Origin of the sequence: Microbacterium lacus (assembly GCF_002812805.1) — a bacterium.
GTDB classification, from domain to species: Bacteria; Actinomycetota; Actinomycetes; order Actinomycetales; family Microbacteriaceae; genus Microbacterium; species Microbacterium lacus_A.
The window spans coordinates 352,809-372,832 of record NZ_NMUM01000044.1; the positions used below are offsets into that span (position 1 = coordinate 352,809).

Annotated in this window: 19 protein-coding genes; 15 read left to right on the forward strand and 4 right to left on the reverse strand. The window is 68.5% G+C overall.

Translation table 11 applies throughout. The features are described 5' to 3' along the window. Window positions 1–28: 28 nt before the first annotated feature. Entirely contained in the window at window positions 29–850 is an 822-nt protein-coding gene (locus CGU34_RS16520) for a pyruvate, water dikinase regulatory protein (RefSeq protein WP_036300686.1), read from the reverse strand. Between the two features lie 277 nt (window positions 851–1,127). Between CGU34_RS16520 and CGU34_RS16525 the strand changes: the two genes are divergently transcribed. From CGU34_RS16525 to CGU34_RS16560, 8 genes are all read left to right on the forward strand, one after another. After that, a complete protein-coding gene (locus tag CGU34_RS16525) occupies window positions 1,128–1,796 on the forward strand; it encodes a GntR family transcriptional regulator (protein ID WP_036300653.1) in 669 nt (222 codons plus the stop codon). Then, window positions 1,793–3,319 (forward strand): MmgE/PrpD family protein, encoded by a 1,527-nt coding sequence (locus CGU34_RS16530; RefSeq protein ID WP_036300656.1) that lies wholly within the window; start codon window positions 1,793–1,795, stop codon window positions 3,317–3,319. The genes CGU34_RS16525 and CGU34_RS16530 overlap by 4 nt, the downstream gene beginning before the upstream one ends. Then, window positions 3,319–4,218 (forward strand): methylisocitrate lyase, encoded by a 900-nt coding sequence (prpB, locus tag CGU34_RS16535; protein ID WP_036300658.1) that lies wholly within the window; start codon window positions 3,319–3,321, stop codon window positions 4,216–4,218. The genes CGU34_RS16530 and prpB overlap by 1 nt, the downstream gene beginning before the upstream one ends. A 101-nt stretch (window positions 4,219–4,319) precedes the next feature. Beyond that, window positions 4,320–5,489 carry a bifunctional 2-methylcitrate synthase/citrate synthase gene (locus tag CGU34_RS16540; protein WP_036300661.1) on the forward strand — a complete coding sequence of 390 codons (1,170 nt, stop codon included), beginning with the start codon at window positions 4,320–4,322 and terminating at the stop codon, window positions 5,487–5,489. Between the two features lie 78 nt (window positions 5,490–5,567). Next, complete coding sequence (locus CGU34_RS16545; protein ID WP_051513899.1) at window positions 5,568–6,554, forward strand: cytochrome b/b6 domain-containing protein; 987 nt, start codon at window positions 5,568–5,570, stop codon at window positions 6,552–6,554. Between the two features lie 87 nt (window positions 6,555–6,641). Beyond that, the gene (locus CGU34_RS16550) at window positions 6,642–7,943 is read left to right on the forward strand and encodes a sensor histidine kinase (protein ID WP_051513902.1); all 1,302 of its coding nucleotides are present in this window, start codon (window positions 6,642–6,644) and stop codon (window positions 7,941–7,943) included. After that, window positions 7,931–8,638: a response regulator transcription factor gene (locus CGU34_RS16555; protein WP_051513905.1), complete on the forward strand. Its 708-nt coding sequence runs from the start codon at window positions 7,931–7,933 to the stop codon at window positions 8,636–8,638. The genes CGU34_RS16550 and CGU34_RS16555 overlap by 13 nt, the downstream gene beginning before the upstream one ends. Beyond that, the gene (locus CGU34_RS16560; protein WP_051513908.1) at window positions 8,635–9,540 is read left to right on the forward strand and encodes a hypothetical protein; all 906 of its coding nucleotides are present in this window, start codon (window positions 8,635–8,637) and stop codon (window positions 9,538–9,540) included. Before CGU34_RS16555 ends, CGU34_RS16560 begins: the two co-directional genes overlap by 4 nt. 16 nt (window positions 9,541–9,556) lie before the next feature. On the opposite strand, the gene CGU34_RS16565 is transcribed toward CGU34_RS16560, so the two are convergent. Both CGU34_RS16565 and CGU34_RS16570 read right to left on the reverse strand, forming a co-directional pair. Then, window positions 9,557–10,063 carry a GNAT family N-acetyltransferase gene (locus tag CGU34_RS16565; protein ID WP_036300662.1) on the reverse strand — a complete coding sequence of 169 codons (507 nt, stop codon included), beginning with the start codon at window positions 10,061–10,063 and terminating at the stop codon, window positions 9,557–9,559. 59 nt (window positions 10,064–10,122) lie between these two features. Further along, complete coding sequence (locus CGU34_RS16570; RefSeq protein WP_036300665.1) at window positions 10,123–10,332, reverse strand: hypothetical protein; 210 nt, start codon at window positions 10,330–10,332, stop codon at window positions 10,123–10,125. 135 nt (window positions 10,333–10,467) lie between these two features. On the opposite strand from CGU34_RS16570, the gene CGU34_RS16575 reads away from it, so the two are divergent. Further along, window positions 10,468–11,028 (forward strand): thioesterase family protein, encoded by a 561-nt coding sequence (locus CGU34_RS16575; protein ID WP_036300667.1) that lies wholly within the window; start codon window positions 10,468–10,470, stop codon window positions 11,026–11,028. A gap of 68 nt (window positions 11,029–11,096) precedes the next feature. Next, complete coding sequence (locus CGU34_RS16580; protein ID WP_100814734.1) at window positions 11,097–14,870, forward strand: proline dehydrogenase family protein; 3,774 nt, start codon at window positions 11,097–11,099, stop codon at window positions 14,868–14,870. 191 nt (window positions 14,871–15,061) lie between these two features. Here the strand turns inward: CGU34_RS16580 and CGU34_RS16585 are convergent, their stop codons facing one another. Then, window positions 15,062–15,793: a hypothetical protein gene (locus CGU34_RS16585; RefSeq protein ID WP_036300696.1), complete on the reverse strand. Its 732-nt coding sequence runs from the start codon at window positions 15,791–15,793 to the stop codon at window positions 15,062–15,064. Window positions 15,794–15,921: 128 nt separating this feature from the next. On the opposite strand from CGU34_RS16585, the gene CGU34_RS16590 reads away from it, so the two are divergent. The 5 genes from CGU34_RS16590 to rocD are packed head-to-tail and all read left to right on the forward strand — an operon-like array spanning window position 15,922 to window position 20,021. After that, window positions 15,922–16,356, forward strand: a complete 435-nt coding sequence (locus CGU34_RS16590) for a hypothetical protein (protein ID WP_036300673.1) — start codon at window positions 15,922–15,924, stop codon at window positions 16,354–16,356. Further along, window positions 16,356–16,592 (forward strand): helix-turn-helix transcriptional regulator, encoded by a 237-nt coding sequence (locus CGU34_RS16595; RefSeq protein WP_036300676.1) that lies wholly within the window; start codon window positions 16,356–16,358, stop codon window positions 16,590–16,592. Before CGU34_RS16590 ends, CGU34_RS16595 begins: the two co-directional genes overlap by 1 nt. After that, on the forward strand, window positions 16,589–17,977 hold the full coding sequence (locus CGU34_RS16600; RefSeq protein ID WP_232711722.1) for an NAD(P)-dependent alcohol dehydrogenase: 1,389 nt from the start codon (window positions 16,589–16,591) through the stop codon (window positions 17,975–17,977). Before CGU34_RS16595 ends, CGU34_RS16600 begins: the two co-directional genes overlap by 4 nt. Next, window positions 17,977–18,810 (forward strand): dimethylargininase, encoded by an 834-nt coding sequence (gene ddaH, locus CGU34_RS16605; RefSeq protein ID WP_373457234.1) that lies wholly within the window; start codon window positions 17,977–17,979, stop codon window positions 18,808–18,810. Before CGU34_RS16600 ends, ddaH begins: the two co-directional genes overlap by 1 nt. Continuing rightward, window positions 18,807–20,021, forward strand: coding sequence for an ornithine--oxo-acid transaminase (gene rocD / locus CGU34_RS16610; RefSeq protein WP_036300679.1), 1,215 nt, complete (start codon window positions 18,807–18,809; stop codon window positions 20,019–20,021). Before ddaH ends, rocD begins: the two co-directional genes overlap by 4 nt. The last annotated feature ends 3 nt before the right edge of the window (window positions 20,022–20,024 follow it).

Consider the following 20,024-nt stretch of genomic DNA (forward strand, 5'->3'; position numbering starts at 1 on the left):
CGCGAGGCGGGACGGTCGGTGAGGAAAGTCAGGGGCGGAGGCGCAGGGATTGCATGATGACGGCCGACATCTCTTCGACGCTCTTGGTCGAGGAGTTCACGAACGGGATGTGCGCACGCCGGTAGAGGTCTTCGGCGCGGCGGATCTCGAGCGTGCATTGGGCGAGGCTGGCGTAGGTCGAGTTCGCCCGCCGCTCGTGGCGCACCTGGCTGAGGCGGAGCGGCGTCGTGGTCAGGCCGAAGCACCGCCCCCGATAGCGCTCGAGCTCGCGGGGCAGTCCCTCGGTCGGGTAGTCATCGTCGGTGAGGGGGTAGTTCGCGACCAGTAAGCCGTACTGCAGGGCGAGATACATGGTCGTCGGTGTCTTGCCGCAGCGCGACGGCGCGACGATCACGACGTCTGCCTGGTCGAGCGCGCGAAAACTCTGGCCGTCGTCGTGCTCGATCGCGTATTCGACCGCCCGCATCCGGGCGAAGTAGCGCTCGGTGTCGCCGACCGTGTGGAACTGGCCGAGCTGCTCGGATGCCGTCGTGCCGAGCGCGCCTTCCAGCTCGGTGAGGTGCCCGCTCAGCAGATCGATGTGGGTTGCCCGCGCTACCCGGATGCTCGCCCCGACTTCGTGTCCCTTGACCGTGCTGAAGACGATGGGCTCGGCTCCCGTCGCTCCCGCGGCCTCGATCTCGCGCACCACGGCCTGTGCTGCGGGCACGGAGTCGATGAAGGGGAGGGTGCGTCGCGAGAACGTGACGCCCGGAAAGTTGGCGAGCAGCGCGTTGCCGAGGGTCTCGGCCGTGATCCCCGTGCTGTCGGACACGAAGAAGGCCGTGCGATCGGGCTGCGTTGCGCTCACGCCGGTACTCACCACGGGTGCTCTCTCTCGGAGCGCGGTTGCGCCCTTCGAGTCGAACCTAGGAAACTTCGCGGGGTATCGGTGGCCGATATCGCTGAAAGATCAACGAAACTTACGGATCCGGAAGGAACGGCGCCTCGTTGTGCGTCCATGAATGCTTGCGCGGGAAGTCGGAACAGGCTTATGTATACCTGGGTGGTCGGGTTTGGGGCTTCTCGGTCACGTAGGGCTACTTGTGTATACAATAAGTCGTCTACGTCGAGGGAAGGAGTGTGCCGTGCGAGCCAGCGACCGGGCGTACGCGACTCTCCTCCGCGAGATCCAGGACGGCGACCTCGCATCCGGCGCCGTTCTGGCCGAGGTCGAACAGGCCACACGGCTGGGGGTCAGTCGTACCCCTCTGCGCGAGGCGCTCGGCCGGCTCGCCGCGGACGGACTGGTGGTTCAGCAATCGCCGCGCGTGACGGTCGTCGCGGCGATCGACAACGCGGACATCCGTGGTCTCTTCGAGGTGCGACGCGCGCTGGAAGAAGCCGCCGCGCGTCTCGCGGCTGAGCGGGGTGACGCCGCGGCCTTCGCAGACTTGGCCCGCGCCTTCGGCGAGGCCGATCTCACGGCATCCGAAAGCGTCGAGGACTATTACGCGTTGATCGGCCGGTTCGAGCGCCAACTCGACAGCTCGGTCGCGAACGACTTCTTGACCGCCGCCCTGAGGAACGTCCGCACGCACCTCGTCCGTGTGCGGCGCCTGGCGCGCGACAACCCCGATCGCCTGGCCGCATCCGTCGCCGAGCATCGACTCATTGCCTCGGCGATTGCGGCGGGGGACGCGGACCTCGCCGCCCACGCGACGCACGTGCACCTTCACAACGCGCTCGAGAGCGCGCTCTCCAGCATCACCGAACGCTCGAACACCCCCGCCACGCTTCCGGAAGGCACCTCATGACCCAGCTCCACCACGTGCGCGTCCACCGCAGTGACGAGAACCTGGCGCGCGAAGACCAGCTCGCGTGGAAGATCGCCGAGGTCGCAACCGACCCCGTTGCGGTCGAGCCCGGGGTCTCCGACATGATCATCAACCGGGTGATCGACAACGCCGCCGTCGCCGCGGCCTCGCTGACCCGCGCCCCGGTGAGCGCCGCACGCCAGCAGGCCCTCGACCACGCCGTCTCGGCGAACGGTCGCGGCGGCACGATCTTCGGATGCGCGACCGAGCGCCGAACGAGCCCTGAATGGGCGGCCTGGGCGAACGGCGTGGCGGTCCGCGAGCTCGACTACCACGACACGTTCCTCGCGGCCGAGTACTCGCATCCGGGCGACAACATTCCGCCGATCCTCGCGGTCGCGCAGCACGTCGGCGCGGATGGCGCCGCGCTCGTGCGCGGGCTCGCGACGGGGTATGAGATCCAGATCGACCTCGTGCGCGCGATCTCGCTCCACAAGCACAAGATCGACCACGTCGCTCACCTCGGTCCGTCGGCCGCCGCGGGCATCGGCACTCTGCTCGGGCTCGACGCAGAAACGATCTACCAGGCCGTCAGCCAGGCGTTGCACACGACCACGGCCACGCGGCAGAGCCGCAAGGGCGAGATCTCGACGTGGAAGGCACACGCCCCTGCCTTCGCGGGCAAGATGGCCGTCGAGGCTGTCGATCGCGCGCTGCGTGGCGAAACGAGCCCGTCCCCGATCTACGAGGGCGAGGATGGCGTGATCGCGTGGCTGCTCGATGGCAAGGATGCGTCGTACGACGTTCCGCTCCCCGCTCCGGGTGAGTCCAAGCGCGGCATCCTCGATTCGTACACGAAGGAGCATTCGGCCGAGTATCAGGCGCAGGCGTGGATCGACCTCGCGCGCAAGCTCGGCACAGAGAACCCTGCGCTACGCGATCCCGCGAACATCGAGTCGGTCATCCTTCACACGAGTCACCACACGCACTACGTGATCGGCTCGGGCGCGAACGACCCGCAGAAGTACGACCCGACGGCGTCGCGCGAGACCCTCGACCATTCGATCCCGTACATCTTCACGGTCGCCCTGCAGGACGGGGCGTGGCACCATGTCGACTCGTACCTGCCGGCGCGTGCGGCGCGTGCCGACACCGTCGAGCTGTGGAACAAGGTCACGACGGCCGAGGACGCCGAGTGGACCCGCCGATACCACTCGGAGGACCCGAACGAGAAAGCCTTCGGCGGGCGCGTCGAGATCCGCCTGACGGATGGCTCGACCGTGATCGACGAGATTGCCGTGGCGGACGCGCATCCGCTGGGTGCCCGGCCGTTCGCGCGGGCCGACTACGTCCGCAAGTTCCGTCTGCTGGCCGAGCCCGTGCTCGAGCCGGCCGAGATCGAGCGCTTCCTCGCGCTCGCCGAACGGCTGCCCGAGCTGACCGCCGACGAGGTGGGCAAGCTCACGATCGTCGCGAAGCCCGGGGTGCTCGAGGGTGCCCCGGCGCCGCGGGGGCTGTTCTGATGCTGTACTCCGCGACCCCGCCGGCCGAGAAGCGCCGCCTGTTCCGCGAGCGCCTCGCCACGGGCGAGCTGCTGCGGTTCCCCGGCGCCTTCAACCCGCTGAGTGCCCGCCTGATCGAGCGTAAGGGATTCGAGGGCGTCTACATCTCGGGAGCGGTCCTGGCCGCAGACCTCGGCCTGCCCGACATCGGCCTGACGACGCTCACCGAGGTTGCCGGCCGCGGGCAGCAGATCGCCCGCATGACCGAGCTGCCCGCAATCATCGATGCCGACACCGGCTTCGGTGAGCCCATGAACGTCGCCCGGACGATCCAGACGCTCGAGGACGCCGGAATCGCGGGCGCGCACATAGAAGACCAGATCAACCCGAAGCGTTGCGGGCACCTCGACGGCAAGGCCGTGGTCGACGAGAACACGGCGATCAAACGCATCCGTGCCGCCGTGGACGGCCGCCGTGACCCGAACTTCCTCGTAATGGCGCGCACCGACATCCGCGCTGTGGAGGGGATGGATGCCGCGACCGACCGTGCCAAGGCGCTCGTAGATGCCGGTGCCGACGCGATCTTCCCCGAGGCGATGCGCACGCTCGAGGAGTTCGCCGCGATGCGGGCCGCGGTCCACGTGCCGATCCTGGCCAACATGACCGAGTTCGGCAAGAGCGAACTCTTCACGACCGACCACTTGCGTGACGTCGGGGTGAACATCGTGATCTGGCCGGTCTCTCTGCTGCGGATCGCGATGGGTGCGGCCGGGCGAGCGCTCGACACGCTCGACACCGAGGGGCATCTCACGGGCAAGCTGGATGAGATGCAGCACCGCGCCGACCTTTACGACCTGATCGACTACGAGCAGTACAACCGCTTCGACACCAGCGTCTTCAACTTCACCATCACGAAGTAAAGAGACCCCGGTCGTTGAGCGAGGAGCGCAGCGACGAGACGAAACACGTTTCGACTCACTGCGTTCGCTCAACGACCGAAACAACGGAAGGAGGCAAGCCAATGACCGACATCGAGATCAAGAAGGGCCTAGCGGGAGTCACGGTCGATTACACCGCCGTCAGCAAGGTCAATCCCGAGACGAACTCGTTGCTGTACCGCGGGTATCCCGTGCAGGAGTTGGCGGCGACCCAGCCGTTCGAGGCGGTCGCCTACCTGCTGTGGCACGGTGAGTTGCCGGATGCGGCGCAGTTGGCCGAGTTCGAGGCATCCGAGCGCGCGCAGCGCTCCCTCGATGACAACGTCAAGCAGGCGATCGATCTGCTGCCGCTCGACGCGCACCCGATGGATGTCGTGCGCTCGGCCGTGTCGGTGCTCGGAGCGGCGGCAGCGGATGTCTCGGACAACTCGCCCGCGGCAGACCTCACCAAGGCGAAGTTGCTGTTCGCGAAGATCCCGGCAATGGTCGCCTACGACCAGCGCCGTCGCCGCGGGCAGGACGCGATCCCGCCGCGGGCGGACCTGGACTACTCGCGCAACTTCCTCTGGATGTCCTTCGGCGAGGAGCCCGACGAGGTCGTCGCGCAGGCGTTCAACGTGTCGATGATCCTGTACGCCGAGCATTCCTTCAATGCCTCGACGTTCACGGCGCGCGTCATCACGAGCACGAAGGCCGACCTGTACTCGGCGGTCGTCGGGGCGATCGGGGCGCTCAAGGGTGCCCTGCACGGCGGCGCGAACGAGGCCGTCATGCACATCTTCGACGAGATCGGCTCGGCCTCGAACGTCGTCCCGTGGCTCGATGACGCCCTTGCGAACAAGAAGAAGATCATGGGCTTCGGTCACCGCGTGTACAAGAAGGGTGACTCGCGTGTGCCGACGATGAAGACGGCTCTCGACACGCTGATCGAGCACTACGACGCGGCCGATCTGGGCTCGCTCTACGACGTGCTCGAGAGTGAATTCGTCTCGCGCAAGGGCATCTACCCGAACCTCGACTACCCCTCCGGCCCCGCGTACCACCTCATCGGGTTCGACACCCTGACGTTCACGCCGCTGTTCGTCGCGGCGCGCGTGACCGGATGGACGGCGCACATCATGGAGCAGACGGCGTCGAACGCGCTCATCCGCCCACTGTCGGCCTACAACGGGCCCGACGAGCGACACATCGAGGGGTACGAGCCGACCGAGGCGGAACAGGCGGTGGCCGAGCGGCCGGCCGAGGCCGGCTGAGAGCCTCCTCCCGGCTTCGAGGAGCGAACCGAAGGGCAGGGGCCCGCCGAATAGACTCGAGCGGAAGGAGTGGGCCCCATGAAGACGCCGCTGCCGTTCACCCGCACGGCTTGGCCGGGGGTCGCGGCGTCGAATCGGGACGCCCCGAAACCGGCGCCTCGGCGCATCCGGGGTCTCACGCGTGGTCAGTGGCTGCTCGCTGTGGCAGGTGGCGGCCTGGGGATTGTCTTCGCGACCGGCATGGTCATCGCCCTCGCCCGCTGGTTCGTCAGCCTCGACGAGGTACGCGCATTCCTCGTCACCTACCCCGGCACCTACGCATCGGCCGTCGCCGTCGCCCCCGGCTTTCCCGCCTGGGTGCAGTGGCAGCACTTTTTCAACGTCTTCCTGATGGTGCTGATCATCCGCACCGGCTGGCAGGTCCGCACCGAGAAGCGGCCTGATGCGTTCTGGTCACCGCGTTCGAACAAAAAGCGTCGCATCAGCCTGAACCTGTGGTTTCACAACGCGCTCGACCTGCTCTGGTTCGCGAACGGTGTGATCTTCGTGCTGCTGCTGTTCGTGACCGGGCACTGGGTGCGGCTGGTGCCGACGAGCCTCGAGGTGTTTCCGAACGCTGTGTCGGCGGGTCTGCAGTACGTGTCACTGAACTGGCCGACTGAGAGCGGCTGGGCGAACTACAACAGCCTGCAGCAGTTGGCGTACTTCACGACGGTGTTCGTTGCGGCACCGCTTGCCGCGGTCACGGGAGTCCGGATGTCGGGGGTCTGGCCGAAGAATGCCGCCCGACTGGACCGGGCTTTCCCGATCGAGTGGGCGCGGGCCCTGCACTTCCCGGTGATGCTGTACTTCGTCGTGTTCATCATCGTGCACGTCACCCTCGTGTTCGCGACCGGGGCGCTCCGCAACCTCAACCACATGTACGCCGGCAATGACGGCCTCGGGTGGGCGGGCTTCTGGATCTTCTCCGCCTCGACGGCCGTGATCGTCGCGGCCTGGATCGCCGCGCGACCCATTGTGATCGTGCCCATCGCGCGCCTGTTCGGCAAGGTCAAGACCCGCTGAGGCTCCTGGGCGTGCGGGGGTTATCCCCCGTGGAGTTTCCGGATGCCTCGGGCGCGCGCCGACAGGGCCCAGGCCTACCGTGGTCCTATGTCCTCTTCGGTTGTGTCCAGCACAGTCCTGACCGCCCCGGCACCCGCCGCACGCACACGGTCGCCCCTCGCCTCCCCGGGGCGCATCTCGCTCTCGGCCCTCCACCTCACAGCCCTCGGTCTCGTTGGTCCGATCGTCTTCACGATCCTGATCACCCTGCTGAGCGTCGGCCTGAGCCTCGTGCTGGTGGTCGGCATCGGCCTGATCTTCTTGCTCGCGTTCGTCTATTCGCTCTTCGCGATCGGATGGCTCGAGACGGCGCGCATCGACGGCCTCTACGGCTTCGGTCTTCCGGCGCGTCGCGCCCGGCGCAGCCCCAAGTCCGGGTTCGGCGGATTCTTGCACACGATCTGGCTCCAGTTCGTCGATCCCGGGATGTGGCGCGGGGTTGCGAACTCCGCGATCGCGTCGGTGCTGGGTCTGATCGTGCTCGGGTTCCTGGGCCTTCTGACGTCCGGCATCGTTCTCGCCTTCGCGCCGCTCTTCGCCGATGCCGGTACGGTTCCCCTCGGCAACACGGGGCTCGACGTCGCGACCGCGTGGGCCGTGCCCGCGGGCGTCATCGCGGCGATCTTCTCGCTCGCGGCGGTCATCGGACTGGCCATCCTGCAGGGTGTCATCGCCCGCGCCATCCTGGTTCCCTCCCGCGAGGCGCAGCTCGCCGAGGCGGCGCGCACCTCGAACGTGCAGCGCGCCGGTGCCGTGCGCTCCGCCGAGGTCGAGCGGACGCGCATCGAACGCGATCTGCACGACGGCGTTCAGCCCCGACTCGTCTCGGTCGGCATGACGCTGGGCCTCGCGCAGCAGAAGGTCGACAACGACCCGGCCGCCGCCAAGGCGCTCATCGCCGAGGCGCACACCTCGACCAAAGCCGCGATCACCGAACTTCGCCAGCTTGCCCGGGGCATCCACGCATCCGTCCTGGATGACCGCGGACTCGACGCCGCCCTCTCGGCGCTCGCCTCGCGCTCGCATATTCCCGTCGTGCTCGATGTGCGCCTGACCGCACGGTGCAGCAAGCCGGCCGAGGCCGCCGCCTACTTCGTCATCGCCGAATCGCTCACCAACGCCGCCAAGCATTCTCGGGCGAGCGAGGTACGCGTTCTCGTCCGAGAACGCGAGGGTGGGATGCTGTGGGCCCGCGTCGAAGACAACGGCATCGGCGGCGCACACGTCACCCCCGGCGGCGGGATCGATGGGATCTCGCAGCGCGTGATCGGGGCGGGCGGCTCGTTCCGCCTCGACAGCCCGGTCGGCGGACCGACGACCGTAGAGGTGAGTGTGCCGTGCGCATCCTGATCTGTGAGGACTCGGTCCTGCTGCGCGAAGGACTCGTGCGCCTGCTCGAAGACGCCGGTCACGAGATCGTCGCGGCCCTCCCCGACGCGTCCGAACTCGACGAGACGGTGGCGACGGATGCGCCGGAGCTGTGCATCCTGGACGTCCGACTGCCCCCGACCTTTACCGACGAGGGCATCCGTGCCGCTCTGCGCCTGCGCGCAGCACACCCCGACCTGCCCGTGCTCGTGCTCTCGCAGTACGTCGAGGAGCGCTACGCGACCGAGCTGATCGCCGGTCAGGGTGGCGCACTCGGGTACCTGCTGAAGGACCGGGTGGCCGATGTCACCGAGTTCCTCGAGACGGTCGCCCGCATCGGCGCCGGAGCCACGGTCTTCGACCCCGAGGTCGTCGCCCAGCTGCTCGGTCGCCGACGTCGGGACGAGCGGATGCGCCGGCTCACCGAACGCGAACGCTCCGTCCTCTCGCTCATCGCCGAGGGCAACTCCAACCAGGCCATCGCCCGCGCGCTGCACGTCAGCGAGGGCAGCGTCGAAAAGCACATCACGGCGGTCTTCCAGAAGCTCGATCTGGAGCAGGACGACTCCGGCAACAGGCGCGTGCTCGCAGCACTCGCTCACCTCGAACACGGCACCCCCGCGAACCACGGCGACACCCACCACGGCGACGCCCCCCAGACAGGAGCACTCCGATGACCGACCAGCTCACACCCCCGGCCCCGCCCGTCCCTCCCGCGCCACCCACCGGCCCGGAGGACGGCCCGGGACCCGTGCCCGAGAACAGCCCCAACCCTGCCTCGCAGCCGGCCTCGCAGTCAGCTAGGGTCGTCGCGATCCTCACCGCATCGCTCGGCGGCGTCATCGCCCTCGCGCTCATCGGAACCACCGTGATCTCGACGATCGCGTCGGCGTCGGTGCGCACCGAAACTCAGGTCGTCGACGCCACCGGCATCGACGAGCTCGATGTCGACGTCGCGGCCGGATCATTCCGCATCGACTTCGCCGACGTGGACGACGCGACGCTCGATGTGACCGGCGGATGGGCCGGCGGTGGGTGGACTCTCGAGCGCGACGAGGATGAGCTCATCGTGTCGGCGCCCGACTGGTCCTTCGGTGGCGCCTGGCTCTTCGGGGGCGACGTGCGGGCCACGCTAACGCTGCCGCGCGAGCTCGAAAACGCCGTACTCGATGCGCAATTCTCCGTCGCGGCCGGTGATCTCGAAGCATCCGGTCGCTTCGGCGAACTCGAGGTCGAACTCGGTGCCGGAGAGGTGAACGTTTCGGGCGAGGCGCGTGAGGTGAGCGCGGACATCAGCGCGGGCCGCGCCGAGCTCGACCTGTCGGGTGTGCAGTCCGCCGACCTCACGGTCAGCGCGGGCCAGCTCGACGGTCGATTCGACGGTTCGCAGCCGCAACTCGTCGAGGTGAACGTGAGTGCCGGATCCCTCGACCTGGCGCTCCCGGAGGGTGACTACGACGTCACATCCAACGTGTCTGCCGGCCAGCTCGACAATCGACTCGACACGTCGGCCTCGGCGTCGAACCGGGTCGCGGTGGAGCTGTCAGCCGGTCAGGTCATCCTGCGCAGCGCGGGCTGAACTCAGCGGAGAAAGGTCAGCGGACGAAGCGGACTTCGGTGATCGTCTCGCCGAGGAACGGCTCCTCTTGTGAGGCGCCGTCGAGCGTGAACCCGTTGCGGTGGTAGAAACCGTGGGCCCGCGGGTTGTCGTCCGCGACCCAGAGGTAGATCTTCTCGTCGGCTGGGACGACGGCGTCGAACAGTCGCTGACCGATGCCCGTGCCGTGCCAGGCGGCGAGCAGGTAGATGAAGTAGAGCTCGCGCGACCGCGGGGCGTCATCGTCCCGGGCGGGACCGGCGCCGGCGAAGCCCACGATCTCGCCATTCACGAGGGCGGCGTACTGGATGTAGTCGGGGCCCTGGTTCATCCAGTGGGTCCACAACTCGGCCATGCGCCGGGCGGATACGCTCTCGAGCGCAGCGCGGCTGATGAGGTGGTCGTAGGTCTCGTGCCAGCAGGTGGCGTGGACCCGACCCAACGCCTCGGCGTCTACGTCTCGAACAGGGCGGACAACGACATCGGTCTGGAGCTCGGCTTCCATGGCGAGACTCTACGTCAGCCTCTCGTGCGGGGGAAATCGGGGTGCGCCCGCGATGCGTCTCAGTTCTTGGCGCGGGACCGGTTGACGACGATGTTCACGATCGCGGCGACGATCAGCACCGGCCAGAGGATGATGTTGATCCACGCGCTCACGCCGGCATCACCGCTCATGAACTCGCTGATCGCGAAGTAGGTCAAGAGCAGCCCCGCGATGATGAGGACGATCTGCAGGGTGATGTACGAGCTCGAGCTCAGGGAAGTACGCGCCATGGTGCGACCCTATATATCGCCGCGGTGGAATCCCCTGCGTTCGGCGGACGACACGCGGGACATCGGATGTCGGGAGCCCACAACGAATCTTGACGGATTCGACGGCGGGCCCGGCCGTCGGTAGCGTCACGCTTCGTGAATGTGATCTGGCGCACCCTTCTCGTGATGCTGGCCGCGCGGCGTCGGTTGCGGCGCGACGGGCTGCTCGCGCCGACTGCGGTGGGACGCATCCGGCTGCGAACGCTTCCCACGGACATCGACGTGCTGCGGCACATGAACAACGGCCGGTATCTCTCGCTGTTCGACCTCGGGCGCTGGGACCTGCTCGTGCGCACGGGCCTCGCCGATGCGATGCGCAAGCACGGCTGGTACGCGGTGGTCTCGAGCGAGACGATCACCTTTCGCAAGTCGCTCGGGCTCTGGCAGCGCTTCACGCTCGAGTCTCGCCTTATCGGTCACGACGACCGGGCGATCTACCTCGAGCATCGTGCCGTCGTGGATGGCGAGATCTACGCGCGTGCCATCATCCGTGCCCGGATGCTGAAGCGCTCGGGCGGTTCGCTCGGTCACGAGGAGCTGTTCGCGGCGGTCGGGCGTCCCGAGGGATTGCCCGAGGTGCCGGACTGGGTGCACGAGTGGGCCGCGGCATCCACCCTGCCCTCGCCTCGGTCTGCGGCGCCAAGCGACTGGTCCTGACCCCTCTCGCAGATCGACGCGCCGAGGTGAGCCGGGCCCGGCCGAGGGCACGGACATAGGCTGAGGAAATGCCTGAGCTCGAGCCGAATGACGCCTCGTCCGAGCGGACGGATGCGCGCGAATCAGAGGCCGTGCGCCTGGCCGAGAAGTGGGTCGCGGAGTCCGCCGAGGGTGCTGTCGACCCGGCGGCGCGCCGCCTGGCCGGGATCCTCGGTGACCGCAATGGGTTGCCCTTCACCGTGGGGTTCGTGGACGGCGTCATGCGCCCCGAAAGCCTGGTGGCCGCGGCATCCCACCTGCACCGAGTCGCCCCGCTCGTGCCCGAGTTCTTGCCCTGGTACCTCCGCGCCGCCGTGCGCCTCGGCGGTCAGGTCGCGCCCGCCCTGCCGAGCCCGGTCGTGCCGATCGCGCGGCGCGTGCTGCGCGAGATGGTGGGCCACCTCGTCGTCGACGCGCGCCCGGCGAAGCTGGGTCCCGCGATCGAGCGGCTACGCGCCGACGGGTCGCGTCTGAACCTCAACCTGCTGGGCGAGGCGGTTCTGGGTGAGGCCGAGGCGCGGCGGCGGCTCGATGGCATTCACGAGTTGATCCTCCGCCCGGACGTCGACTACGTCTCGGTCAAGGTCTCGGCGATCGTCTCCTCCGTATCGATGTGGGCGTTCGACGACACCGTCGAGCGGGTCGTGGAGCGCCTGCTGCCGCTCTACCTCAGTGCGGCACAGGATGGCACCTTCATCAATCTCGACATGGAGGAGTACCGCGACCTCGACCTGACGATCGCGGTGTTCACGCGCCTGCTGGAGGACCCGCGCCTGACCTCGCTCGAGGCGGGCATCGTGCTGCAGGCCTACCTGCCGGATGCCCTTCCTGCCCTGCGCGAGTTGACGGCGTGGGCCCGTGTCCGCGTCGCGGCGGGGGGTGCGCGCATCAAGGTGCGCCTGGTCAAAGGCGCAAACCTCGCCATGGAGCGGGTGGATGCCGTGATGCACGGCTGGACGCTGGCCACCTACGACAGCAAGCTCGACACCGACGCCAACTACCTGCGCTGCCTCGACGAGGCTCTCCGCCCCGAGGCGACGGCCGCCGTGCGGCTGGGAATCGCCGGGCACAACCTGTTCGACATCGCCTACGCCTGGCTGCTCGCCGGCGAGCGCGGTGTGCGGGACGACGTCGACGTCGAAATGCTGCTGGGGATGGCGCAGGCACAGGTCAAGGCGGTCGAGCGCGAAGTGGGGCGGGTGCTGCTCTACGTTCCCGTCGTCCGCCCCGACGAGTTCGACGTCGCGATCAGCTACCTCGTCCGTCGCCTGGAAGAGAGCGCGTCGAGCGAGAACTTCCTCTCCGCCGCTTTCGACCTCCACCACGACCCGGCCCTGTGGCAGCGCGAACGAGCGCGCTTCGGATCGTCCATCGCGCGTGCATCCGAGGCCTCCCTGCCGACCGGTCCGCGCCGTCGTCCGCGGGCCGACCTTGTCACCCGTGAACCCTCCGTTCCCGGTGATGTGGACCTGGACGAAACTCTGCCGGCCATTCGTCGCCCCGCGCCCGCGGAACCCGAAGCAGGGCTCACGCAGGTCGTGCTCGGCATCGCCGAGGGGGCGAACGCGGGCACGCTCGGCGAGTTCGACGCCCTCGCGCCTTCGCCCTTCCGGTTCAGCGACGACCTCATCGAGACCGCCGTCTACGCGCCGCGTGAGAAGGACGCGGATGCGGCGGCTCTCGGAATCTCGAATGCGCGGTTCTCGAACGCCCGAGACTCCGACCCGTCCCTCCTCGAGACGCGCCTGTGGGCGGCTGACATCCTGGCCCGCGTACCCGGCTCCGAGGCAGGAATCCGCACGATCCTCGCCGCCCGGGTCGACTCCGAACCGCGGCTCGACGATCTCGTCGCTCGGACGCGCGACGCGGGCGGCGCCTGGGGCGCACGGTCTGCCGCTGAGCGCGCCGCGATTCTGCAGCGCGCCGCATCCGTTCTCGAAGCCCGTCGCGGGGACCTGATCGAGGTCGCCGCCTCCGAGACGGGGAAGGTGTTCGCGGAGGCGGACGTCGAGGTCAGCGAAGCCGTCGATTTCGCCCGCTATTACGCCGCATCCGCCCGCGAACTCGACGCCGTCAGCGGCGCCGTCTTCGTGCCCGCGCGGTTGACCCTGGTCGCACCGCCCTGGAATTTTCCGCTCGCGATCCCCGCCGGTGGTGTGCTTGCGGCGCTCGCCGCCGGATCCGCCGTGGTGTTCAAGCCGGCGCCCCAGGCGCGGCGCTGCGCCGCTGTGCTCGCCGACGCCCTCTGGGACGCCGGGGTTCCCCGTGACGTGCTCGCCCTCGTCGATATCGAGGAGGGCGAACTCGGGCGGCAGCTCGTCACGCACGACGGCGTCGATCGGGTCATCTTGACGGGTTCGTGGGAAACGGCGGCGCTCTTCCGTTCGTGGCGCCCCGATCTGCCCCTGCTCGCGGAGACGAGCGGCAAGAACGCGATGATCATCACGTCGACCGCGGATCTGGATCTCGCGGCACGCGACCTGGTGCGGAGCGCATTCGGTCATGCCGGACAGAAGTGCTCGGCCGCGAGCCTCGCGATTCTCGTCGGCCCGGTCGCGCGGTCCCGTCGGTTCGCCCGCCAGCTCGTCGATGCGACTGCGTCGCTGCGGATCGGGATGCCGGAGGACCCGCGCTCCGATGTCGGACCCCTGATCGAGCCCCCGACGGGCAAGCTCGACTGGGCACTGACGACACTCGACGACGGCGAGCGCTGGCTCGTGCAGCCACGGCCGCTCGATGCCGAACGGCGGCTCTGGACCCCCGGCATCCGTACCGGTGTGGAAGCGGGGTCGCGCTTTCACCGTGAGGAGTTCTTCGGCCCCGTCCTCGGAATCATGCGCGCCGGGTCGCTCGAGCAGGCGATCGAGCTGCAGAATGCCGTCGACTACGGGCTGACGGCCGGGCTCTACACGCAGGACCCGGCCGACCTGCAGCGGTGGCTCGAGAGTGTCGAAGCCGGCAACCTGTACGTCAACCGCGGCATCACGGGCGCGATCGTGCGGCGCCAACCGTTCGGTGGCTGGAAGCGCTCGTCGGTCGGCGCCGGAACGAAGGCCGGCGGACCGAACTATCTGGTGGGCCTCGGGTCGTGGCGTCCGTCGGCGGGCGGTGCGCGCTCGACGTCGCTGCACCTGCGCGGGCTCGACTCGCGCCTGACCGCGATCATCGAGGCGGCTCAGGCCACGCTCGACTACGAGGCCTTCGAGTGGGTGCGCCGCGCAGCCCTGTCGGATGCCATCTCGTGGGATCGCGAGTTCGGGCAGGTGCGCGATGTCTCGCGCCTCGGCGTCGAGCGCAACCTCTTCCGATACCGCCCCGTCCCCGTCGCCGTACGCGCGGCGGGCGACGCCGACTGGCGTGCCGTGCTGCGCGTGGTGCTGGCCGGTGTTCGTGCTCGGTCACGCTTCTCGCTGAGCGTCCCAGTCGCGCTACCGCCGGCCGTTCGTCGTGTCCTGTCCGAGCTGGATGTGGAGGTGCGCGTCGAAACCGACGAGCAGTGGATCGAGCGGATGGCGAAGCGCGCGGCCGAGGTCGTGGCGGCGTCTCTGCTTTCGGCGGGCGCGGACGACGTGGCTGTCGCCCCGGAGCCGCGCGCGCGTCTGGTCGGATCGCCGGGGGCGGTCGCGTCCCTCACCGCGGCCCTCGCGGAAGCCACGGGCGGCTACCCGGACCTGGCCGTGTATGCCGACGAAGTGACGACCGCGGCCCGGATCGAGTTGCTGCCGTTCTTGCGTGAGCAGTCGATCTCGATCACGGCCCATCGCTTCGGAACGCCCGACCCGTGGAGTGAAGCCGTCATCTAAGGCTTCTCAGCGCGGGGATCGCGAAAAGATAAAGAATTTATCTTTCTAGACCTTGCTCCGATCACCCACAACTATTGCTGTGGGGGGATGAGTAACGCCGTCCGGATTCGGGCTCGACGGCGGGTCTCTCTCGCTGAGTGATCAGCGACCCCGGCCGCCCGCAATCTGAGTCGGGCGGCCGGGGGACGCTCTCAGGCTCGAGCGGATCCGTCGGCGGGATCCTCGAGCGGAACGGTGAAGCCCTCGATCATGCCGAGGATGCTGATGCCGAACAGTGTCCACTCGCCGCTCGGTACGTCCGCCCCCTCGGGGATGTCGTATGTCGGATGGTTCAAGCCCTCCGCGGCGCGAATGGCGAAGCCCTCGCCGAGCGCCGCCATCGCCTCCGTGAAGTCGACGATCGTCAGGGGCTCACGCATCCGTCGTCCGTAGTGGCGAAGCAGCGCGCCGTAGAACTCGGCGAACGCGTCGATCGATTCGCGATGGCGAACGGCGCTCGCCGCACGGAGCTCGGGCCAGGCGCCCGCCGCGGTTCGGAGGGCGAGGGCCGTGATGAATGCGTGGGAGTCGCGGGATTCGGGCTCGAGGTGGAACTTGGACGAATAGGTGACCTGGTCGAGCGCCGCCGCGCGCACGACCTCTTCAAGTGGCCCGTTTGCGGCCACGATGTCCTTGATGGCGATCGTCGCGCTCGTGACCGGCGGGGCGAACCGCACGCCGACCATAGCGACGGCGAGATCGCGGTGAAAGTCGTCTTGATCGGTCCAGATCCGGTACGCCGCGCCTGTGGTGAGGCCGACGGAGCGCAGCACCTCTTGCAGTCGGACGTGCTGCACGCCCGCGGTGACCCCTCGTTCGAGCAGCAACTGGATGGCTGCCTCGAGGATGAGGGCCCGAGTTTCGTCGGCGGTACGGCGCGGCATCTTCATAGCCTGGCAGGATTTCGGGTCGGTTTCCGTCTCGCTCTCGGCGCATGTCAAGAAAACTTGACATGCGATGCGCGGTCACAGTACCGTGACGATGTCAACAATTCTAAACATCGGAGCGGATCGTGGTCTACGAAGAACGCAACACTTGGGTCGGGCTCATCGTCAGCGTGATCGGCGTGGGGGTCTACGTATTGCTGGTGCTGCAGCAGGCCGGCGACGGTCCGCTGACCGACGTCGTGTGGTGGCCGATCATGCTGTGGACGATCCTCGGGAGCATCGTCGCCTCCATCGTGATCAGCATCCTGTGGGGGGTCCTCGCCGGCATGCGCGATCGCGACGGCGTCGGAAAATCCGATCAACGCGATCGAGACATCGCCCACATGGGCGGCCGCGTCGGACAGGCGTTCATGGTGGTCGCAGGACTCGGCGTGATCGTGCAGAGCGCGCTCCGGGTGGATTGGTTCTGGATCGCGAACACGATGTTCGCAGGATTCGCCCTCTCGGCTTTCGTCGGGGGAATCGCGAGCATCATCGCCTATCGGCGGGGGCTCGTCTGATGGTGAAACCCACGCGGGTGACGAACTCGATCCGGATCATCCGCGAGGGGGCAGGTCTCACCCAGGCCGAACTCGCCGCACAGATCGGGGTGACGCGACAGACCCTCATCGCGATCGAACAGGGCAAGTACTCACCGAGCCTCGAACTCGCATTCCAGATCGCGCGCGTCTTCGCGGTCGGACTCGACGACATCTTCCAGTACCCCGCCGACCCCTCTGCGAAGGAAAGATCATGACGGATCCATCGGTCCCTGAAACGATGACGGCTTGGCGTCAGCCGGCCTACGGCGGCCCCGAGACCGTGCAGTCGGCGCGCGTCCCGGTGCCCGAGCCGGGCGCGGGCGAGGTTCTCGTGCGCGTTCGGGCCACGGCCCTACACGCGGGCGACGTCCACATCATGCGCGGCGAGCCGCTGCTGGTCCGGGCCTTCTTCGGGCTGCGCGGACCGAAGATCGCGACGCGCGGGATGGATGTCGCGGGCACGGTCGCTGCGATCGGGCCGGGGGTGGACGCTCCCGCTGTCGGCGATGAGGTCGTCGGCGAGCTGCCGGGCGGCGGGCTTGCCGAGTACGCGATCGCGCCGGCCGGTCGCGTCGTGGCTCGACCGGCGGCGATCGATGCGGTCGCGGCTGCCGCGCTGCCCGTCTCTGCAGGGACGGCCTGGCAGGCCCTCGACCTCGCGGGCGGTCGGGTGGGGGCTGGCCGCCGCGTGCTGGTGGTCGGGGCGAGCGGGGGAGTCGGCACCTATACGGTTCAGCTTGCCGCACTCCGGGGCGCCGAGGTGTGGGCGATCTGCGGGGCCCGTAACGAGCGACTCGTCGCCGATCTCGGGGCCGCGCGCACGTTCGACTACGTGCGGGTCGACGCCGGGGCTTCACCGGCCGAGTTGCCCGCGGCATCCTTCGACGCCGTCATCGACATCGTGGGCCGCGCCCCGCTGCGTGCCCTTCGCCGCCTTGTCACTCCCGGGGGCAGCGTCATCCTGGTGTCGGGCGAGGGTGGCCGGGTTCTCGGACCCCTCGGACGGATGCTCCGCGCCGGGCTGCTCTCGCTCACGCCAGGCCCGCGACTCAAGCCTCTCGCGGCGACCGCCAAGCCTGACATCACCCGTCAGCTTCTCGCGCTGGTCGTCGAGGGTCGGTTGCGTCCGGTGATCGAGCGGACGTATGCCCTGGCCGACGCTCGCGCACGTCGACGCGGGGCACACGGTCGGCAAGGTCGTCGTCATGGCCGGGTGAGCGGTCGCGCGACGGGAGTCATGTCCCACTTTTCCTCGCTTTCGGCCCGCTATAGCGGGAGAAAGTGGGACATCAGCTTCAGGGATGTCCCACTTTGCGGTGATTCCGCCCGCCATACCGAGCGGAAGTGGGACATGGACGCTGGGGGTGGTGATCGCGCGCGGAACGCCCGGGGTGAGAGAATGCCCGTGGCGTGTTCGTGCCGACCTTTCCTCGCCGTTCCCCGGGAACCCGAGTCGAAGGGCCGCCGAACCTCAGGACAGCGTCCGCCGCACCTCTACAAGGAGCAGAGATGTCGACGCACCCCCTTTCCCCCGCAGCGGAAGCCGCCCACACGCAGGCCCCGCGCATCGTCCGCACCGCGCAGCACCGCCGATACCTGATGTGTCGGCCCGACCACTTCACGGTCAGTTACAGCATCAATCCGTGGATGGAGCCCAGCCGCCCGACCAACACCGAGACGGCGCTGCGGCAGTGGCAGACCCTCTACGACACGTACATCGCGCTCGGCCACGAGGTCGAGCTGATCGATCCCGTGCCGGGGCTGCCCGACATGGTCTACACGGCCAACGGCGGATTCCTGATCGACGGCGTCGTGTACGGGCCGAAGTTCCACTTCGTCGAGCGGGCACCCGAAGCCGCGCATTTCAACGCCTGGTTCGCCGCGAACGGGTTCGAGCTCGCCGAGGCCGTCGAGGTCAACGAGGGCGAGGGCGACTTCCTGCTCGTCGGTGAGACGATCCTCGCCGGAACGGGTTTTCGCTCGACGGGCGACAGTCACCGCGAGGTGGGCGACGTCTTCGGGCGCGAGGTTGTGAGCCTGACGCTCACCGACCCCCGGTTCTATCACCTCGACACCGCGATCGCCGTGCTCGACCCCGTGCAGGGTGCCGAGCGTGGAGGACCCGACCACGCCACCATCGCCTACCTGCCCCAGGCGTTCGACTCCGCGAGCCAGGCGATTCTCGCCGAGCGGTACCCTGACGCCATCCGCGTCTCGGAGGCGGACGGTGATGTCTTCGGCCTGAACTCGGCGAGTGACGGACTGAACGTGCTGATCTCGCCCCGCGCGACGGGCTTCGAGGCCCAACTGCGCGAGCGGGGTTACAACCCGATCCTGATCGACCTGTCCGAACTGCTGCTCGGCGGCGGCGGGATCAAGTGCTGCACGCTGGAACTTCGCGCTGCAGACAAGCAGAGGGGCCGCGCATCATGACGAATCTCGACACCGCCAGCATCCGCGTCGTCGCGCTCGAAGACGAACGCCTCGCCCACAACTACCACCCGCTGCCGGTCGTCATCGCGCGGGGCGAGGGGGCGTGGGTGACGGATGTCGAGGGCAAACGCTACCTCGACCTGCTTTCGGCCTACTCGGCGCTCAACTTCGGCCACGGACATCCGGCGATCCTCGAGGCCGCGCACGAGCAGCTCGATCGCCTGACGCTGACCAGTCGGGCGTACCACAACGACCGGCTCGGTCCCTTTGCCGCGGCGCTCGCCGAGCTCGCGGGCAAAGACATGGTGCTGCCGATGAACACGGGTGCCGAGGCCGTCGAGACCGGCATCAAGGTCGCGCGGGCCTGGGGGTATCGGGTCAAGGGCATCACCCCGGATGCGGCAACCATCATCGTCGCGGACGGCAACTTCCACGGCCGCACCACCACGATCGTCGGCTTCAGCGACGACCCGCAGGCGCGCGATGACTTCGGGCCGTTCGCGCCCGGCTTCGTGCACGTTCCGTTCGGCGACGCGGCCGCGATCGAGGCCGCGATCGACGAGAGCACCGCGGCCGTGCTGATCGAGCCGATCCAGGGTGAGGCGGGCGTGATCGTGCCGCCGGAGGGCTACCTGCGCGCCGTGCGTGAGATCACGGAGCGCCACGGGGTGCTCATGATCGCGGACGAGATCCAGTCCGGCCTCGGCCGTGTCGGCACGACGTTCGCGTGCGATCGTGAGGGCGTTGTACCCGACGTGTACCTGCTCGGCAAGGCGCTCGGTGGCGGCATCCTGCCGCTTTCTGCTGTCGTCGCGAACGCCGACGTGCTGGGAGTCATCCGGCCCGGCGAGCACGGGTCGACGTTCGGCGGTAACCCGCTGGCCGCCGCGGTCGGTCTGCGGGTCGTCGAGATGCTCGCGTCGGGTGAGTTTCAGGAGCGTGCCCTCGCGCTGGGTGAACACCTCGGGGTGAAGCTCGCCGAGCTGGTCGGCTCCGGCGTGACCTCCGTGCGCCGGGCGGGACTGTGGGCCGGTGTCGACATCGATCCGGCGTTCGGCACGGGCCGCGAGGTCGCCGAACGCTTGCTTGCGCGCGGGGTGCTCGTGAAGGACACGCACGGACAGACCATCCGGATCGCCCCGCCGCTCGTTGTCCGGGCGACCGAGCTCGACTGGGCGGTCGAGCAGCTGCGGGTCGTTCTCGCGGGCTGAGCC

Excerpts from the sequence above, each read along its gene's own strand:
- CGU34_RS16600 (WP_232711722.1), top strand. The coding sequence starts at position 16,589 with ATGACGGATCCATCGGTCCCTGAAACGATGACGGCTTGGCGTCAGCCG.
- prpB (WP_036300658.1), top strand. The coding sequence starts at position 3,319 with ATGCTGTACTCCGCGACCCCGCCGGCCGAGAAGCGCCGCCTGTTCCGC.
- CGU34_RS16545 (WP_051513899.1), top strand. The coding sequence starts at position 5,568 with ATGAAGACGCCGCTGCCGTTCACCCGCACGGCTTGGCCGGGGGTCGCG.
- ddaH (WP_373457234.1), top strand. The coding sequence starts at position 17,977 with ATGTGTCGGCCCGACCACTTCACGGTCAGTTACAGCATCAATCCGTGG.
- CGU34_RS16580 (WP_100814734.1), top strand. The coding sequence starts at position 11,097 with ATGCCTGAGCTCGAGCCGAATGACGCCTCGTCCGAGCGGACGGATGCG.
- CGU34_RS16585 (WP_036300696.1), bottom strand. The coding sequence starts at position 15,793 with ATGCCGCGCCGTACCGCCGACGAAACTCGGGCCCTCATCCTCGAGGCA.
- CGU34_RS16595 (WP_036300676.1), top strand. The coding sequence starts at position 16,356 with ATGGTGAAACCCACGCGGGTGACGAACTCGATCCGGATCATCCGCGAG.
- rocD (WP_036300679.1), top strand. The coding sequence starts at position 18,807 with ATGACGAATCTCGACACCGCCAGCATCCGCGTCGTCGCGCTCGAAGAC.
- CGU34_RS16540 (WP_036300661.1), top strand. The coding sequence starts at position 4,320 with ATGACCGACATCGAGATCAAGAAGGGCCTAGCGGGAGTCACGGTCGAT.
- CGU34_RS16565 (WP_036300662.1), bottom strand. The coding sequence starts at position 10,063 with ATGGAAGCCGAGCTCCAGACCGATGTCGTTGTCCGCCCTGTTCGAGAC.
- CGU34_RS16560 (WP_051513908.1), top strand. The coding sequence starts at position 8,635 with ATGACCGACCAGCTCACACCCCCGGCCCCGCCCGTCCCTCCCGCGCCA.
- CGU34_RS16530 (WP_036300656.1), top strand. The coding sequence starts at position 1,793 with ATGACCCAGCTCCACCACGTGCGCGTCCACCGCAGTGACGAGAACCTG.
- CGU34_RS16550 (WP_051513902.1), top strand. The coding sequence starts at position 6,642 with ATGTCCTCTTCGGTTGTGTCCAGCACAGTCCTGACCGCCCCGGCACCC.
- CGU34_RS16570 (WP_036300665.1), bottom strand. The coding sequence starts at position 10,332 with ATGGCGCGTACTTCCCTGAGCTCGAGCTCGTACATCACCCTGCAGATC.